Origin of the sequence: Methanosarcina sp. MTP4 (assembly GCF_000970045.1) — an archaeon.
In the GTDB taxonomy this organism is placed as follows: Archaea; Halobacteriota; Methanosarcinia; order Methanosarcinales; family Methanosarcinaceae; genus MTP4.
In genome coordinates this window covers 3,762,809-3,779,673 of sequence record NZ_CP009505.1, presented here as the reverse complement: position 1 = coordinate 3,779,673, position 16,865 = coordinate 3,762,809, and the positions used below count along the sequence as shown (strand labels likewise).

Genomic DNA, 16,865 nt, shown 5'->3' with positions numbered 1-16,865 from the left:
AGGAATGGTAAAAATCCGGGTAGGGACCTGCTCCTGCAAGGAGAAGTCCCATGATTCTAAAAAATAATTAACGAAGGTTGTTAAACTCAACCCCTTCCGATCAAGGGCCCAGCTATCATTCTGCCTGGATAACTTAAATTCTATCGCTTATTCTTTCGGCCCGATAATCCAGGTGACGGTTCTATCACTTTTCTTGTCTTTCATTGTTTCGCAGAGCATCTTGCCTTCATGCATCTGGCATTCGCAGGAGTAGCTGACCTTATCCATCTTCCCGAGGTATTTGAAGTGGAGTTTGCATTGCCCCTCGGAGCATCCTATTTTATATTGGAGCCAGCCTTCTATATCCGCTCCTCCAGTACAGCTTCCGTCGCAAGCGACCAGCTCACAGCTCTTTTCCTCGTAAGACCCGATCTGTTCCGGGGATTTGTGTCCTTTTTTATATTTACCTTTCTCAATTTTTTGAGCTTGAAGGACCATCTCTTCATCAGTATTGTTCAGGATTTTAAGGCGCAAGCCTTCAAAATATTCCGTAGTCTCTGATTGCGACATCTTCAATATCCCCTGAGTATGAATCACTCCTAATTAAGAATCCCATATAGTAATTTGAATCTAAGAAATAAAAAAGTATCTGAAAATATAAGGTGGCGTATATAAAAAAAGAATTAAAATTCTCTCAAAAAAAGTTTCGGCTTAAAAAAGTTTCTGCTTATAACTACAAAGTTTTAACTCAGTCGGGGCAGATGCAGGGCTTTTGCCCGCAGGTGGGACAGACGCCCGGGTATTTTGCCTTAAACGCTTCTTCCAGGTCCACCCCGTAGAGGTTGGCAAGTGCCCCTATCCAGGCAAAACAGTCGGCTAGCTCTTCTTTTATGTTCTCCGGCTCTTCACGGTGGATTGCTTCGGCAAGTTCCCCCACTTCTTCTACAAGCCAGAGCATAGTGGCCGCGTTTCCCCGCTTTCTGTCGTTATGGGCATAGAGTTCGTACATCAGTTTTTGAAACTCGGCAATTTCCATTCTTTTTCCCTCTTTTCCTGACTATCTTGTCCTCGAAACCCTGAAAAAGGGAAGTGAAACCCTGAAACTAGAGCGAAGCTCTGAGGGTTATATTTTCTCTCAGGCTCATATCTTTACGGTGCTGCCCGGAAGGCCCGGAGCTTGAGATGTCTAAATGCCCGGCTTCAGGAGCCCGAAAGGTCAAGGTGCTAATTCTCAGGGGGGAGCTAATTCTTAGAGCCTGACCGGGACGTTTCTTTCTTTAAGGTACTCTTTCACTTCCCCAATCGAGTGTTCCCTGAAGTGGAAGATACTGGCTGCGAGTGCGGCGTCGGCTTTACCTTCCGCAAAACCGTCGTAGATGTGCTGGGGGTTGCCTACTCCGCCGGAGGCGATGATTGGGATGTCAAGTTCTTCGGAAAGTTTGCGGGTAATGGGGATGTCGTACCCTGCGTAGGTCCCGTCCCGGTCCATGCTGGTAAGCAGGATCTCTCCTGAGCCGAGTTTTTCTGCCTGCTTTGCCCACTGGACCGCATCGATTTTGGTGCCTTCCCTGCCGCCGTAAATGACAACCTCGTACCAGGCAGGAGTCCCGTCTTCCAGTTCCAGGACGGTTTTTCCAGGGTTGTTTTTCACATCGGTGTTTCGCCTGCAGTCAATGGCCGTGACAATACACTGGGCCCCGAATATCTCGGAACCTTCTTTGATAAATTCCGGGTTCTTGACCGCGGAAGTGTTGACCGAAACCTTGTCAGCCCCTGCCCGGAGGATCTGCCGGATGGCGTCGATGGACCCAATCCCTCCTCCAACGGTGAGGGGGATGAAGACTTCGTCTGCGGTCCGTTCTATCACATCGAGCATGGTTCCTCTGCCGTGGGCAGAAGCTGTGATGTCCAGAAATACAAGTTCGTCAGCGCCCTCTTCGTTATAGCGCTTTGCAAGTTCCACGGGGTCACCTGCCTCTTTCAGGTCTACGAATTCAACGCCCTTGACAACCGAGCCGCCGGCTTTGTCAAGGGTCACATCAAGGCATGGTATGATTCTTTTGGTGAGCATCTAAAGGGATAATGAATTCAACTGTTATTAAAAGCTTATTGAAATCGACGGAACCTTACTTCCGCCTGTAAAAAGGACTAAAAAAGTTTTCCGGCAGAAACCCTGTATGATGAATTCTGGTCCGGTCCCCAAAAAGCGGTCTCTCTCCTATTCCAAAAAACGGTCCTTCCCCGATTTTCGGAATATAAAATTCCGGGACAGGAAATTTCCTGAAAAAAAATCTCCGAATAAAAATATTCAGGCAAGTTCAGACGAATATGTTCATTACGCGAGCCCCTTCGAGCCTTGACATTTCAATCTCGGAATTCTCCAGCACTTTTCTCCTTATCCTTATAGGGGCTCCTACCCGGAGCGCCAGGGCGATGCAGTCGCTTGGCCTTGCATCAAATTGCATAAGGTTGTGCCCTTCTCTCACCAGGAGGCGGGCATAGTAGACCTTATCGACCTTATCGTCAATCATTACTCCTTCTATCTTAATTCCAAGACGGTCGAAAACATTCACCATTAGGTCATGGGCCATGGGCCGAGGCGGAGAAACGCTTTTAAGGACGTTACCGATGGAAAGCGCCTCAAGGTGCCCGATGTATATAGGGAGCATGTTCCCCTTTTCGTTTTCAAGGAGCACGACCGGTGTAGGGTCTGAATATGCGTCGATAACATAGACATCTTTTACGCGAATTTCTTCAAAATCCTCGTACATGTCCATATTAGTCAAATAGATTCGATCATATTAATAGCTTATTAAAATCTTTTAGAAATTTATTAAATATGATGTAATTTTTACAATAGTATTTCGAACTTTTTATGTTATTCGATTTTACCAGGCTAATTTTTGAGATTGTTTTTCCGGATATATGCCTTTTACAGATTACTTTTTACCGATGCCTGAATCCGTATTTTCCTATAAGGGGCACAAAAACGACTCCCCCTTTCGTTTTTTTCGTTACTCTCCCTCTATTGTCTTTTTTTACCAGAATAAGTTCCTGGAAGTAATCCCCTACGGGAATTACCATTATCCCTCCGGGTTTTAACTGTTCGATAAGGGGTTTTGGGACTTCCGGGGCTGCGCAGGTTACGGAGATCCTGTCGTAAGGGGCGTATTTGAGGCAGCCCGTGGACCCGTCTTCATGGAGGACCGTAACGTTTTCGTAACCTGTATCCATGAGGTTCTCCCTTGCATAATTAACGAGCGCCTCCAGGCGCTCCAGGGTGTACACATGGCCGTTTTTCCCCACCAGTTCAGCCATAACTGCTGCGTTGTACCCGGACCCAGCACCCACTTCCAGGACTTTCTGCCCTTCTGAAAGTTCCAGGAGTTCGCACATGACCGCCACCATATGGGGGGCGGAGATTGTCTGGTCCAGGCCGATGTCAAGAGGCGTGTCAATATAGGCTACTTTTATCATGTCCTTCCGGACAAACCTGTGCCTGGGAACGCGAAGCATGGCTTCAAGGACATCTTTTCCCACTCCCAGGGTTTCAAGCCCATCCAGGAGAGTCCGACGTCTGGCTTCAAGTTTTTCTTCCTCTTTTTCGTCGGTTTTCTCTTCCCCTTTCTTTTCTTCTTCAGTTTTTTCTTTACCAAGGTCCTCTTCCGCTATCACGTTTCCATGCCCTGTTTCCTCTCTTTCTTGCAAAAATGCGCTTTACGTATTTTGCGGCCATGACATCTCCTTTTCTGGACCTGAAAGCCCCGTCCCTTATCTTGATCTTGGTGATGGTGACCCAGGTATCTCCTACCTTTTCTTCTTCCCCTACAGTGAATTCTTTATCTCCCTGAACGACTTTTTCCAGGGCTTCGGTCTTTTCGACTCCTGACTGCACGGAAAACTTAATTGTTATTTCATCGATGGCTCTTCCCCAGATCGTATTGATCTCTTCTGCCAGGGCTGAGTCCACGCGCTTTTCCCCTACCTCTATGGAGGTTATAAGGATCGGGCATACCATGCCTGTTTCCTCGTCATCGACAACTATTTCGTCATCCACGTAGAGGACGGTTTCGGAGTCCAACTCTGTTCTGCAGGTGACGGATTCGTCTTTCCTGCTGACGATGGCCTTTATGTTTGCTGTTTTTCGTTTTTCAAGCTTTGCTGAATGTACCTGCCCGCATTCCAGACAGCGTACAACCGGGCTCTGGCCCTCTTTCAAAACCTCATGCGAGACCTCTTCTTTAGGGGAGCATGAGGGACATTCAACTACTATTTCTCTTGTCATGTTCAAATCAGTACTTGCATTCAAAACGCTAAATATTTAACTCCTCTGGTGGCGTTTTTTTGGGAGGTTTTCGGCAACAGGAATTTGGGTGACAGGGATTCCAAAAAAAAGGACCAGGGAATAGAGATTTCGGGGAAAATAATTTGTATAATGGTTTTTTCCGGGGTTTCTATTTTCTGTGAGACATACACCAACCCGCATTTCCGGCAGAGGACTAGGTTTTTTTTCCTAATTTCAGGATCTCGTGCGGAACCTTTTCTTCGGGGGAGCACGAAGGGCATTCAATTATGGTTTCCTGTGTCATGTCAAATTAATACTTCTAACGAATATACAACTATTTAAAAACACCGTAAAACTTTTTATATGCTACTCGGAAACAATTATCCTTTTACCTTCTATTGGTGGGTATTATCAAAAGTTTTATTATAGGGGAGTGCGTAGTTCCACATCTCATTATTGAGACGCATCTCAAAATTAAGGTAAAAAGGGTGCCGATAGTGCCGGACATCGAATACCTGAAGAAGCTTGCCCTCATGGGGGCAACGAATAAAACTATAAAGATCTCTTCAAGTGAGTTCCAAAGATATGTGGGGACCAGCTCCAAGACAGCGGCAAGGAAATTAAAACAACTGGAAGAAGAGCGGCTGATCGAAAGAACGATTGTTCCCGGTGGTCAGTTGATAAAAATGACAGAAAAAGGGCTTGAAATCCTTAAAAATGAATACTCTGAATACAGGCAGATCTTTTCCCCTGAAAATAACGCTTTCGAACTTGAGGGTAACGTGCTCACGGGCCTGGGTGAAGGACAATATTATATCAATATCCCCGGATACAGGAAACAGTTCGAGGAACAGTTGCATTTTGTGCCTTTCCCTGGAACCCTGAATGTGCAGCTTTCCGAGGACAGTTCGGGGGACAGGGACCGGCTTGGCGAGTTGCCTGCTCTTCACATCCACGGTTTCAGTGATGGGGAGCGGACTTACGGAGGAGGAAAATGTTATCCTGTGAAGATCGACGGGGAAGAGGCTGTAGTGGTCGTCCCGGAGAGGACTCACTATCCGAATGATTTAATTGAAGTCATTGCTCCGGTAAAACTCAGGGACGCCCTGGCCTTGAAAGACGGAGACCACGTTAAGATCAAAATTGAAAAACAGGGTATGGAGGGCCGAAAATGACTGAAACTGCAATCTACGACTGCCTGCAATATGAGAATGATAATATTAACAGGGCTCTGGAAGCTATCAGAGCCGGAAAAATGTTTTTGATCTATGACTCGGATTCCCGGGAAGGGGAGACAGATTTCGTAATTCCCGCAGGGGCAGTTAGCTACAGGGACGTCCAGTGGATGCGTAAAGATGCCGGGGGCCTGATATGTGTGGCTGTGGATCCTGTGGCTTCAAGGCAGTTGAGGCTTCCCTTCATGGCAGACCTTGTCCGGGACGCAGGAAAATTCAACGGGGAACTCGGAGAAGTCGTGGAAAAGGAAGGAGACCTCCAGTACGATTCCCACTCATCTTTTTCCATCTGGGTTAATCACAGGGAAACCAGGACAGGAATTCCTGATAATGAACGGGCTCACACCATTCGGATGATCGGGGAAGTTGCTGAAAGTGCCCTTTCGGGAAATGAAGTGCGTTTCGGAAACGAATTCCGAACTCCCGGACATGTTGCGCTCCTCAGGGCTGCCGAAGGGCTGCTGGAAGAAAGAAGGGGCCAGACCGAACTTTCCGTTGCCCTTGCCCGGATTGCAGGGATTAACCCCGTCATGGTCGTTTGCGAAATGCTGGATGATTTTAACGGAAAGGCCCTTTCAAAAGAGGACGCAAAAGAGTACGGGCAAAAACACGGGCTTGTTTTTCTGGAAGGACAGGAAATAGTAGATGCCTACATGCTGTGGGCAGGTAAGGAGTGTTAAACTTTTAAACTCCTTTCCTCAAATCTCTTTTCAAATCTTTTTGTTCTACTTTTTCTTTTTATAATTGCAGGTATTATTGTTTAGTAAAGGATTGCCGTGAAATTTATCGGCTCTTTTCCAGCTCTTTTTCCGGGCTCAAGGTAGTTTCGTACTCAGGGGATTTTCAGTTATGACGCTCAGGTTTAAAAAAATCCGAAAGGTCCTTCTTTACGTCCTCTTCCTGAACCTTGCAGTAGCTTTTGCTAAAATCGCCTACGGGACTTTTTCCAGCACTCTGAGCATGACTGCGGACGGCTACCATTCGCTTTTTGATGGGATCTCCAATATTGTGGGATTGGCTGGAATCTATATCGCGTCCCGTCCTCCGGATAAGGACCATCCTTACGGGCATCAGAAGTACGAGACCCTTGCTTCGGTTTTTATCGCCCTTCTCCTGATTTTTGTGGCGTTTGAGATTTTTCAGGACGCGCTGGGCCGGTTTTTTACCCGGGATCTGCCTGAAGTCACTGCAGTCAGTTTCCTTGTGATGCTGGGGACCATGGGCATAAATTTCCTGGTCACGCGCTACGAGCACAGGGAGGGGGTTTCCCTGCAAAGCCAGGTCCTTATCGCAGACTCCATGCATACGAAAAGTGATATCTACGTCTCTCTTTCGGTGATTGTGGGCCTTGTCGCCGTAAAGTTCGGCTACCCTCTTCTCGACCCGTTTATAGCCCTCGTAATATCTTTCCTCATCCTCCGCGCAGGGTTTAGAATTATCAAACAGAGTTCGGCGACTCTCCTTGATATGTCCCAGCTCGATGAGGACGAGATCTGTGATGTTGTAATGGGGGTTGAAGGGGTGCTCGATTGCCATAAGATTCGTACTCGCGGGGGCATGGGGGACATCCGGATTGACATGCACCTGCTTGTCCGGCCCGACATGCCTATCGAGGAAGCTCACCTGATCTCCCACAGCGTAAGCAAGCTTTTGAAGGCTGAATACGAAGGGGTTTCCGATGTGGTTGTGCATATAGAGCCTGCTATCCCCTTACCCCAAGAATCAAATAGCAAAAAAACCAGTTAAGATGCATGGCAGGAAACGTTTTCGGGCAGATGTTTCGAATTACTACCTGGGGTGAGTCCCACGGCCGGGCAGTGGGCGTTGTGGTGGACGGGGTGCCTGCAGGGCTTTCCTTCTCTGAGGCTGATATCCAGAAGGAACTGGACCGGAGGCGCCCGGGACAGAGCGCACTTTCTACCCCGCGCAAAGAACAGGATAAAGTGGAGGTCCTTTCCGGGATTTTCGAAGGTATGAGTACCGGTACTCCTATTTCCATGCTGGTCTGGAATGCGGACGCCCGCTCTTCGGCTTACGATGCTATCAAAAATACCCCCCGCCCCGGCCATGCCGATTTTTCTTACATGGCTCGCTACGGAATCCGGGACTACCGTGGTGGAGGCAGGTCTTCTGCCCGGGAGACCATCGGCAGGGTTGCAGGCGGAGCCATTGCCAAACTCCTCCTTGCCCGTTTCGGAATCCGGGTTGCCGGGCATGTGCTGGAACTCGGGGGAGTCCGGGCAAAAGCTCTTTCCTTTGAAGAAATCGTCGAAAACGTAGAAAAGACGCCTGTACGCTGTGCCGACCTTGAAGCCGCAGAAAGTATGCTTGAAACCGCCAAAAGCGCAAAGGAGGAAAACGACAGCATCGGGGGAATTGTCGAGCTTGTCGTAAGGGGCGTGCCTGCAGGTCTGGGAGAACCGGTCTTTGACAGGCTTGATGCCGACCTTGCAAAAGCGCTTATGAGTATCCCCGCAGTCAAGGGCTTTGAACTCGGAGCCGGGTTTGAAGCTGCGCGTTTGCGGGGTAGTGAGATGAATGACTCCTTCTGCATGCAGGAAGGAAAAGTTACCTGCAGGAGCAATAACGCAGGCGGGACACTTGGGGGAATTTCCACGGGCCTGGACATAGTCTGCCGGGCTGCCGTAAAGCCAACCCCCTCCATCGGGAAGTCCCAGCAGACAGTGGACCTCGAAACCGGAGAAGATACGGAAATCGTAATCAAAGGACGGCACGATCCCACCATCCCCCCGCGCATGGTGCCTGTGGGAGAAGCCATGGTTGCCCTGGTGCTTGCCGACCACATGCTCCGGAGCGGCTTTATCAATGCAAGGACGTTGCTTGAGTAATTTTTTCCCTTGTCTGGTTCGTGTTTTTACCCGGGTTCTTTCCCGGGTCCTCTGGATTTTTTATTTTCCTGCGGATTTTTTATATTTTTGTATCCCTTTTTCTTCCCTTTCTTCTTCCCCCTCTTTTGCCCATTTGTCTTTCTTCTGTTTTCCCGGGAATTCCCGGTTCATAAATTATATGAAATGAAAGAATATTAATAGGACCTGTTTCTGTATTATCTAAAGGTAAATATTCTAATGATTTTTTGCTGGTTTTCACCTGAAATGGCAGGATATTAATATGACCTCTCAGGTATACCTCTCAATTATCCTAAATTAGATTCAGATCCAAAGTTCCAGTTTCTAAAACTTATGATTACCATGATGAAAGCACCAAGGCTTATTGCATGGGAACTTACGGCGGGTTGCAACCTGAGCTGTGTGCACTGCCGGGGCTCTTCAACCTCCGAGGTTCCCGCGGGCGAACTCACAACCGAGGAAGCAAAGCACTTCATTGATGAGGTGGCGGAATTCGGAAAACCCATCCTGATCCTGAGCGGGGGCGAACCTCTTACGAGGCCGGACGTTTTTGAAATTGCCCGCTACGGGACGGATTCGGGTTTCCGGGTGGTGCTTGCCACGAACGGCACGCTCCTTACCCCGGAAATAGTTGAAAAATTAAAAGCAGCCGGAGTCCAGAGGGTCAGCATCAGCCTTGACGGGGCGAATGCAAAGACCCATGACGAGTTCCGGGGAGTGCCCGGAGCGTTTGAAAGGGCTCTTGCAGGCATTGCCGTCCTCAGGGCGGGCGGGCTTCCTTTTCAGGTCAACACGACGATTTCAAAGCGCAACCTCGAAGAGGTCCCGGATACCTACGAGCTTGCAAAAGAGCTTGGGGCTGCGGCATACCACGTCTTTTTCCTTGTGCCTACAGGCCGGGGCAGCGATTCCGACGAGGTTTCCCCTGCGGAATACGAACGTGTCCTGAACTGGTTCTATGACATGCAAAAAGAGGCTGAAATCCAGCTGAAAGCAACCTGCGCCCCCCACTATTTCAGGATCATGCGCCAGCGGGCGAAAAAAGAAGGCATCGAGATTTCGGTGAAGACCCACGGCTACGAGGCCATGACAAAGGGCTGTCTCGGAGGCACAGGCTTTTGTTTTGTGTCAAGTGTAGGAGAAGTTTATCCCTGTGGCTACCTGCCCGTCCTTGCCGGGAATATTAAAGAACAGCCTTTCAGGGAAATCTGGGAAGACGCCGAAGTATTTAAAAAACTCAGGGACCCCGACGAGCTCAAGGGCAAGTGCGGGGACTGTGAATACAAAAAAGTCTGCGGAGGCTGCAGGGCAAGGGCATATGCCGCAACCGGCGATTACCTTGAAGAGGAGCCCTACTGCATCTACAGGCCCCGGAAAAATGATACGTGATCAGGATGATTGACATTGAAAATTATAAAGACCGGCTCCGGAAAGAGGCTGCCACTTTTTCCTGTGAAATGGATCCTTATGACGGGGAAGTTCCGGTAATAGAACTTGATGAGACAGACAAAAGAATCCTCAACCTTATCCAGCAGGAAGTCCCCCTCGAAGTCGAACCTTTTGCAAGGTTAGGCGAGATTCTCGGGATTCCGGAAATTGAGGTAATTGAAAGGTTGCGTGAACTCAACAGGAAAGGGGCAGTAAGAAGGGTAGGCCCTGTCCTCAGCATGAGAAATATGGGAGGAGTAAGTACTCTTGTAGCCCTGAAAGTGCCCGAGTCCCGCATAGAGGAAATTGCTATTATTATTAACGAGTATCCCGAAGTTTCCCATAATTACCTCAGAAGTGCTGCACAATATAATCTCTGGTTTACGCTTTCTGCTCCAAATAAAAACAGGCTTGAGAAGATTCTCAGTGAAATTCGGGAGAAAACAGGTTGTCCTCTTCTTGATCTTCCTACAAAGCACCTGTTTAAGATTCAGGTAAAGTTTGATATCAGGTGAAATTATGGATAAAACGGATGTAAAACTGCTAAAACTCGTGCAGGACGGAATTCCAATCACGCATTCTCCTTTCAAAGGGTTTGCTTCCGAACTTGGAATCAGTGAACAGGAGGTTGTTGACAGGCTTAAAAACCTCCAGAAAGCCGGGAAGATCCGTCGCTTTGCGGCTTCAATCGGGCACAGAGCCATAGGCATAAAAGCCAATGCAATGTGTGTCTGGAATGTTCCTGATGAGCAGATCGAAACGGTAGGGAATATCATGGCTGAATTTCCCGAAGTTACGCACTGTTATGAACGCCCCCGCTATCCTGACTGGCAGTATAACCTGTTTACAATGGTTCATTCCTATAACCCCAATGACTGTGTAAAAGTGGCTGAGAAAATTTCGGAAGCTACCGGAATTAAGGACTATACCCTTTTCTTCAGCGACCGGGAATTCAAGAAAACCGGAGTCCGGCTTTAAAGGGCCTTTTTACGGGTCAGGTTTTAATAATTTTTTCGTGATTATCTCAGTGATTATTTTTTCTACATTGCGAGGTGCTCCGAAAGATGACCGGGACAAATAATTACCTGCCTTTGATGCTTGACCTTTCGAACCGGAAGGTTGTGATTTTTGGTGGAGGCTCCGTAGGCGAGCGAAAAGCCGAACTCTTCTGCAGTTGTGCAAAGACCACTGTTGTGAGCCTTGGCTTTTCCCAAAGGCTGCAAGAACTTGAAGCTTGCGGAAAGCTCCGGCTGGTCCGGCTGGACCTTTCGGGGGTAACGGACTCCGAACTCCGGGAGTTTATCAATGGGGCTTTTCTCGTTATCCCCGCAACCAGCGATTCCTCGCTTAACAGGAAAATCACGTCCATTGCCGGGGAAAGCGATATTTTGATTAATCAGGTGGATGTTTTAGGTAGTGTTGTTATCCCGTCAGTCATAAAAAGAGGGGACCTTGTAATTGGGATTTCCACTCTGGGCCGAAGCCCGGCGGTTTCAAAATATTCCCGCAGGAAAATCGAAAGCCTGATCACTCCACAGTATTCCGATATGATCCGGCTCCAGGACGAGCTCCGGTGCTACCTGAAAGAACATGTAGGCGAGCAGAAAAAGAGGAAAGAACTCCTCTGGAAGGTCCTTGAAAGCGAAAGTGTCTGGGAAAGTTTCTCCGATTCTTATGAAAAAGCGGCAGAACTTGCATATTCCCTGGTTTCGGCTCACATCGATGAAAGCGATAAGAAGTAATATACGACAAATTATCTACACACTTATCTCTACACACTAATACTCTATAATTTCATGTACCATCTTATGGGCAATTCAATGCACCAACCCTTTAGTGCAATTCAATGTACAATCCCTATAATCTCTCCGGAGGCTCTCTGTGACAGAAATTTCAAGTATGGTTATATCCCACAAAAAAGCAAAGATCGATGAAATGGAGTCCGCCTGGCACGGGGACCTTGACGGTTTGCTCCATAACCTTTACAACCATGAATACGTGTATGAATGCGTTGTTTTAAAAACCTGCAACAGGGTTGAAATCTATGTCGTTTCCCCAAAAAGCAGCAGTGTTCTTTTCTCTTTTGCAAAGGAAATGGGGGCTTCCACACATATTATTGAATTTTTCGGGCATGACGAGTCCCTGGAACACCTGCTCCGTCTCTCCGGCGGCCTGGAGTCCATGATTGTGGGAGAAGACCAGATCCTGGGGCAGATCAAGGAGCTTTATGCCTATTCCAAAAAGTCCGGGACCACGGGAAAAATCCTGGATACGGCTTTTGACAAGGCAATCCAGGTCGGTAAGAGAATCCGGAATGAAACCCGTATCAATAAGGGCTCGGTTTCAATCGGTTCGGCTGCTGTGGACCTTGCCGAAGATATTTTCGGGGGCCTGGAAGGCAAGAACGTGCTTGTGATAGGGGCAGGGGAAATAGGGGTCCTGGTCGCAAAAGCTCTGGCAGAAAAGGATATCGAAGGTATCTACATCGCAAACCGGACCTATCAGCGGGCTGAGGAACTTGCCTACGAGCTCGGTGGGCATGCAGTAAAACTTGACGATGTTATGAATTACCTCCAGGATGCCGATGTGGTTATCAGCGGGACCGGGGCTCCCCACTATATACTTACCCGGGAGATGGTTGAGGATGCCGTCAGGGACCGGGGCAGCAAACTCCTTATGGTCGATATCGCAAACCCCCGGGATATTGAGGAGTCCGTAGCGGAACTTGAGAACGTTGAACTCTGCAACATTGACAACCTCCGGGTCATCAGTGAAAAGACCCTGAAGATGCGAAAGGAAGAGGCCAGGAAAGCCGAAGAGATGATCCAGGAAGAACTCCGGCTCCTGAATATCCAGTACAAGCGCCAGAAAGCCGACCGCCTGATCACCGAACTTTATAAGCAGGTTTATGATGTCCGGATGCAGGAGCGGGAAAAAGCTGTAAACCGCCTCAAGGCCTATCATACGATCGGGGAAATCGAAACCCAGGTCCTTGACGATCTTACCCATTCCATTGTCAACAAGATTCTGGGTGAACCTACGAAAGTCCTCAGGCAGGCTGCAGAACTCGGAAACGAGGAGTTCCTTGATGTGGTTTCCAGGGTTTTCTGTCTGGATAAAGATAAGGTGAGGGTCGAAAGAGCAAAACCCGGCTGTGGGAAGGACTAATACCCACAATACTTGTTGCTGGCAATACTTGTTGCTGGCAATACCTACTGCTGGTAATACCTAATGTCAGCAATACCCCGGCTTACAGGATTAATTAATTTGTACGGCCAATCTTCAATTCGGATTATTTACATTCAACTCATGCGAATATAATTCGCATAGTTAATATTTTCTATTTGCAGGCTCAATTTTTAAGTTACAGTTTAAGTTACAGGAGTGATCCCATGTTTCCAGATATCAGGTTGAGAAGATTGAGAAAAGGAAAGATAAAGAATCTTGTGAGGGAGACCGTCCTCACGGTTGACGACCTGGTCCAACCAATCTTTGTGAATGAGACTATTGACTCCCCTGTCGAATTTTCTTCCATGCCAGGGGTTTTCGGCTTTCCCCTCTCAGAGGTTGCAAAAGAGGCAAAAGAGATCGCCGAACTAGGGATTCCGGCAGTGATCCTTTTCGGCGTACCGGGGCATAAGGATGCCGAGGGCAGTTCTTCCTACGGGGAAAAGGACGTTATCCAGGAAGCTGTCCGGAGGATCAAGGCCGAAGTCGGGGACGATCTGGTGGTGATCACGGACATCTGCATGTGTGAGTACACCGATCACGGGCACTGCGGGATCGTGGACTTCAAGAAAGAGGAGGTCCTGAACGACCCTACCCTTGAAATCCTCGGGAAAATTGCGGTCAGCCACGCAAAAGCCGGGGCCGACATGGTTGCTCCTTCCGGGATGATGGACGGGATGGTGGTAGCTATCCGGAGGGCACTTGATGAGCATGGTTTCGAAAATATCCCTATCATGTCCTATGCCGCAAAGTTCCACTCTGCCTTTTACGGGCCCTTCAGGGAGGCTGCCGAATCCGGCTACTCTTTCGGGGACCGCTCAAGCTACCAGATGGACCCTGCCAACAGCGACGAGGCCCTACGGGAAGTCACCCTCGACGTTGCCGAAGGTGCGGATATCCTCATGGTAAAGCCTGCTCTCCCCTACCTGGACATCGTGTACCGGGTAAAGACCGAGTTCGGGATGCCCACCGCCGCCTATAACGTGAGTGGGGAGTACTCCATGCTCAAGGCAGCGGCAGCAAACGGCTGGCTTGATGAGAAAAAGGTAGTATACGAAGCCCTCCTTTCTATCAAGAGGGCAGGTGCGGACATCATTATTACTTATTCCGCAAAGGACATCGCCCGTATGCTGAAGTCAGCGCCCTGATCTTCAGGCGCTTCCTTTTTTTTATTTTAAATGTTTTTATTTTAAGCTCTCTAATCTTTCAGGCTCTATTTTCGGACTTGAACTTCCGTTTTTAACTTTTTCATTTTGTTATGTCTCTTCTCTTTTTTCGGTTATCCTTAATGTCTATTCCAAAAATCAGCAATAACTGCTTAATAGGGGGAGAGGCTGTAATACAGATAAGAAACAGAATTTAACAAAAGTTTAAGGAATATCTGCAAATCAATTACAACCTGGTTATAATATCGATTGCAAGTCATTACAATATCGATTACAAGCCATTATAATATCGATTACAAGTCATTATAATATCGATTACAAGTCATTATAATATCGATTACAACCTGGGTTATAATTCGATTCGTTTTCAGTCTAATCGGTGAAATTCCCATGACGCTTGAAAAGTCCAGAGAAATGTTCGAAAAGGCAAAGACCCTGCTCCCGGGCGGGGTAAGCAGCCCGGTGCGTGCAATCAAACCATACCCCTTCTACACGGCATCAGCCGACGGCTCGAAGATCAGGGACCTTGATGGAAACGAGTATATCGACTACTGCCTGGCCTATGGCCCGGAAATTCTGGGGCACAACCACCCTGTAATCAAGGAAGCGATCAGGGCTCAGCTCGACAAGGGCTGGCTTTACGGTACCCCCTCGGAACTCGAGGTAACCCTGGCAGAGAAAATTGCGGGGTATTACCCGAGCATTGATATGCTCCGTTTCGTGTCGACCGGGACCGAAGCTACAATGAGCGCAATCCGCCTGGCCCGCGGGTTTACGGGCAGGAAGAAATTCGTCAAGATCGAAGGTGGTTTCCACGGGGCTCATGACGCGGTGCTGGTTAAGGCCGGTTCCGGGGCAAGCACCCACGGGGAACCCGATTCTCTTGGTATCCCTGCCGATTTCACGAAGTATACCCTGCAGGCCCAGTTTAACGATATCGAGGGTATGACCGAGCTTGTGGAGAAAAACAAAGACGACCTTGCGGCTGTCATCCTCGAACCCGTGCAGGGAAATGTAGGCCCGATCCTTCCGAAACCGGGCTACCTGAAAGAAGTCCGCAAGCTCACAGAGGAAAACGACGTCCTCCTGATTTTCGACGAAGTCATCACCGGATTCAGGCTCGCCATGGGCGGGGCCCAGGAGTATTACGGGGTCGTGCCCGACATGACCACCCTCGGAAAAATCGTGGGTGGGGGGCTTCCGGTCGGGGTATTCGGTGGACGAAAAGAGATCATGGAGAAGGTTTCTCCCTCCGGGCCGGTCTACCAGGCTGGAACCTTTAGCGGAAGCCCCTGTTCCATGGCAGCGGGCATTGCAGTGCTTGACTACTTCAAGCAGGAGAACCTGCACGCAAAACTGAATGCAAAGGGAGACGCCTTCAGGACCGCACTTTCCGAAATCGTAGCTGACGAAGGGCTTGACTACAGCGTCTGCGGAATTGCCTCCATGTTCAAGATCTTCTTCGGGGCAGAACCTTCAAACTACCAGGACGTCCTGAAATGTGACAAGGAAGGTTACTTTGCCTTCTTCCACAGGATGCTTTCCGGCGGGATTTTCCTGCCTCCCTCTCAGTTCGAGACAAACTTCCTCTCGGAAGCCCATACCGAAGAGGATATCGAAAAGACCCTCGAGGCCTATAAGAACAATCTCTAAAAGGCCAGTTCTAAAACAAATCTCAAAAAGCCCTGAAAAAAGTTGATAACGTTTGAGGATTTCATCATGATCATAGGGACCCGGGGCAGCAACCTTGCGCTTGCCCAGACTATACTCGTTTCCCGTCTCCTGAAAGAGAACGGGGTCGAAACAAACCAGAAAATCATAAAAACCAGTGGAGACCGGTTTACGGACCGCCCCCTGCATGCCGTTGCCGGGGTTGGGGCTTTTGTCCGGGAACTGGACGATGTGATGCTTGCAGGGGAAGTTGACATTGCAGTTCATTCCATGAAAGACATGCCCACTATCCGCCCGGAAGAACTTCCAACCGTGGCTGTCCTGGAAAGGGACACCCCCTTCGATATCCTGCTCACCTATGACGGGACCCCCCTGGACGAACTGCCAGAGCAGGCAATTATAGGGACCAGTTCCCTCCGAAGAGCTGCCCAGGTTCGCCGTTACAGGCCTGACCTGGTGGTCCAGGAACTCAGGGGCAACATTGACACGAGGCTGAGGAAACTCAGGGAAGGTCAATATGACGGCATCCTGCTCGCTAAGGCCGGGCTTGAACGCATGGGCTGGGAACTTGAAGGGGAAATCCTGAATCCTGACTTTTTCTGTCCCTCCCCGAACCAGGGGACCATTGCGGTGGTCACCCGGGCAGGCACGGAAGCTGAAAAAGCGGTTTCCAAACTTGATCACCCGCAGAGCCGGATTCTCACAGAAATCGAACGCATCCTGATCACCGAACTCGGAGGCGGCTGTACGACTCCTGTTGGTTCCTATGCCGAGTTTACTTCCAACGGGCAGGAGATCCATGTGCGGGCTGAGGTCCTTTCCCTTGACGGGAAGGAAGTAGTCCGGATAGATGAGTTCTTGCCCCTGGTAGGTTGCATAGAAAAGGCTCAGGAACTCGGGCACAAGTTCGTGGATATGGGCGGGAAAAGGCTGGCTGAACAGGCGCTTTCCCAGTTGTCCGGGGATTCGTGTAACTGTTAAAAATTAAGTTGTTCAAAAATTACAT

Annotated in this window: 19 protein-coding genes; 12 read left to right on the top strand and 7 right to left on the bottom strand. The window is 48.9% G+C overall.

Features of this window, described 5'->3' with window-relative positions; all coding sequences use genetic code 11:
* Nucleotides 1-147: 147 nt before the first annotated feature.
* The 6 genes from MSMTP_RS15880 to MSMTP_RS15855 all read right to left on the bottom strand — a co-directional run bounded on the left by MSMTP_RS15880 (nucleotide 148) and on the right by MSMTP_RS15855 (nucleotide 4,264).
* On the bottom strand, nucleotides 148-549 hold the full coding sequence (locus tag MSMTP_RS15880; protein ID WP_048181449.1) for a hypothetical protein: 402 nt from the start codon (nucleotides 547-549) through the stop codon (nucleotides 148-150).
* A 178-nt stretch (nucleotides 550-727) separates the two neighbouring features.
* Nucleotides 728-1,015, bottom strand: a complete 288-nt coding sequence (locus tag MSMTP_RS15875) for a MazG nucleotide pyrophosphohydrolase domain-containing protein (RefSeq protein WP_048181446.1) — start codon at nucleotides 1,013-1,015, stop codon at nucleotides 728-730.
* A 213-nt stretch (nucleotides 1,016-1,228) separates the two neighbouring features.
* The gene (gene hisF, locus MSMTP_RS15870; protein ID WP_048181444.1) at nucleotides 1,229-2,050 is read right to left on the bottom strand and encodes an imidazole glycerol phosphate synthase subunit HisF; all 822 of its coding nucleotides are present in this window, start codon (nucleotides 2,048-2,050) and stop codon (nucleotides 1,229-1,231) included.
* A gap of 247 nt (nucleotides 2,051-2,297) precedes the next feature.
* Nucleotides 2,298-2,756, bottom strand: a complete 459-nt coding sequence (locus tag MSMTP_RS15865; RefSeq protein ID WP_048181439.1) for a bifunctional nuclease family protein — start codon at nucleotides 2,754-2,756, stop codon at nucleotides 2,298-2,300.
* A 169-nt stretch (nucleotides 2,757-2,925) separates the two neighbouring features.
* On the bottom strand, nucleotides 2,926-3,687 hold the full coding sequence (locus MSMTP_RS15860) for a protein-L-isoaspartate O-methyltransferase (protein ID WP_048181435.1): 762 nt from the start codon (nucleotides 3,685-3,687) through the stop codon (nucleotides 2,926-2,928).
* Nucleotides 3,629-4,264, bottom strand: coding sequence for an HVO_0476 family zinc finger protein (locus MSMTP_RS15855; protein WP_048183828.1), 636 nt, complete (start codon nucleotides 4,262-4,264; stop codon nucleotides 3,629-3,631). Before MSMTP_RS15855 ends, MSMTP_RS15860 begins: the two co-directional genes overlap by 59 nt.
* A 497-nt stretch (nucleotides 4,265-4,761) precedes the next feature.
* Here MSMTP_RS15855 and MSMTP_RS15850 point away from each other — a divergent pair, with 497 nt between their 5' ends.
* The 4 genes from MSMTP_RS15850 (at nucleotide 4,762) to aroC (ending at nucleotide 8,348) form a co-directional block, all read left to right on the top strand.
* A complete protein-coding gene (locus tag MSMTP_RS15850) occupies nucleotides 4,762-5,439 on the top strand; it encodes a winged helix-turn-helix domain-containing protein/riboflavin kinase (protein WP_048181432.1) in 678 nt (225 codons plus the stop codon).
* A complete protein-coding gene (ribB, locus tag MSMTP_RS15845) occupies nucleotides 5,436-6,179 on the top strand; it encodes a 3,4-dihydroxy-2-butanone-4-phosphate synthase (RefSeq protein ID WP_048181430.1) in 744 nt (247 codons plus the stop codon). The genes MSMTP_RS15850 and ribB overlap by 4 nt, the downstream gene beginning before the upstream one ends.
* Nucleotides 6,180-6,348: 169 nt before the next feature.
* A complete protein-coding gene (locus MSMTP_RS15840; protein ID WP_048181427.1) occupies nucleotides 6,349-7,245 on the top strand; it encodes a cation diffusion facilitator family transporter in 897 nt (298 codons plus the stop codon).
* A 5-nt stretch (nucleotides 7,246-7,250) separates the two neighbouring features.
* Nucleotides 7,251-8,348 (top strand): chorismate synthase, encoded by a 1,098-nt coding sequence (gene aroC, locus MSMTP_RS15835; RefSeq protein WP_048181424.1) that lies wholly within the window; start codon nucleotides 7,251-7,253, stop codon nucleotides 8,346-8,348.
* A gap of 79 nt (nucleotides 8,349-8,427) precedes the next feature.
* On the opposite strand, the gene MSMTP_RS19505 is transcribed toward aroC, so the two are convergent.
* Nucleotides 8,428-8,607 (bottom strand): hypothetical protein, encoded by a 180-nt coding sequence (locus tag MSMTP_RS19505; RefSeq protein WP_156153874.1) that lies wholly within the window; start codon nucleotides 8,605-8,607, stop codon nucleotides 8,428-8,430.
* A gap of 92 nt (nucleotides 8,608-8,699) precedes the next feature.
* On the opposite strand from MSMTP_RS19505, the gene ahbD reads away from it, so the two are divergent.
* The 8 genes from ahbD to hemC all read left to right on the top strand — a co-directional run bounded on the left by ahbD (nucleotide 8,700) and on the right by hemC (nucleotide 16,840).
* A complete protein-coding gene (gene ahbD, locus MSMTP_RS15830; RefSeq protein ID WP_048181420.1) occupies nucleotides 8,700-9,755 on the top strand; it encodes a heme b synthase in 1,056 nt (351 codons plus the stop codon).
* Nucleotides 9,756-9,760: 5 nt separating this feature from the next.
* Nucleotides 9,761-10,309, top strand: a complete 549-nt coding sequence (gene ahbA / locus MSMTP_RS15825) for a siroheme decarboxylase subunit alpha (protein ID WP_048183826.1) — start codon at nucleotides 9,761-9,763, stop codon at nucleotides 10,307-10,309.
* 4 nt (nucleotides 10,310-10,313) lie between these two features.
* Nucleotides 10,314-10,772 (top strand): siroheme decarboxylase subunit beta, encoded by a 459-nt coding sequence (gene ahbB, locus MSMTP_RS15820; RefSeq protein ID WP_048181418.1) that lies wholly within the window; start codon nucleotides 10,314-10,316, stop codon nucleotides 10,770-10,772.
* A gap of 86 nt (nucleotides 10,773-10,858) precedes the next feature.
* Nucleotides 10,859-11,536 (top strand): bifunctional precorrin-2 dehydrogenase/sirohydrochlorin ferrochelatase, encoded by a 678-nt coding sequence (locus MSMTP_RS15815; RefSeq protein ID WP_048181416.1) that lies wholly within the window; start codon nucleotides 10,859-10,861, stop codon nucleotides 11,534-11,536.
* Nucleotides 11,537-11,675: 139 nt separating this feature from the next.
* Nucleotides 11,676-12,962: a glutamyl-tRNA reductase gene (hemA, locus tag MSMTP_RS15810; protein WP_048181412.1), complete on the top strand. Its 1,287-nt coding sequence runs from the start codon at nucleotides 11,676-11,678 to the stop codon at nucleotides 12,960-12,962.
* A 224-nt stretch (nucleotides 12,963-13,186) separates the two neighbouring features.
* Entirely contained in the window at nucleotides 13,187-14,170 is a 984-nt protein-coding gene (hemB, locus tag MSMTP_RS15805; protein WP_048181410.1) for a porphobilinogen synthase, read from the top strand.
* A gap of 408 nt (nucleotides 14,171-14,578) precedes the next feature.
* Nucleotides 14,579-15,841, top strand: coding sequence for a glutamate-1-semialdehyde 2,1-aminomutase (hemL, locus tag MSMTP_RS15800; protein WP_048181406.1), 1,263 nt, complete (start codon nucleotides 14,579-14,581; stop codon nucleotides 15,839-15,841).
* 66 nt (nucleotides 15,842-15,907) lie between these two features.
* On the top strand, nucleotides 15,908-16,840 hold the full coding sequence (gene hemC, locus MSMTP_RS15795; protein ID WP_048181403.1) for a hydroxymethylbilane synthase: 933 nt from the start codon (nucleotides 15,908-15,910) through the stop codon (nucleotides 16,838-16,840).
* Nucleotides 16,841-16,865 lie beyond the last annotated feature (25 nt).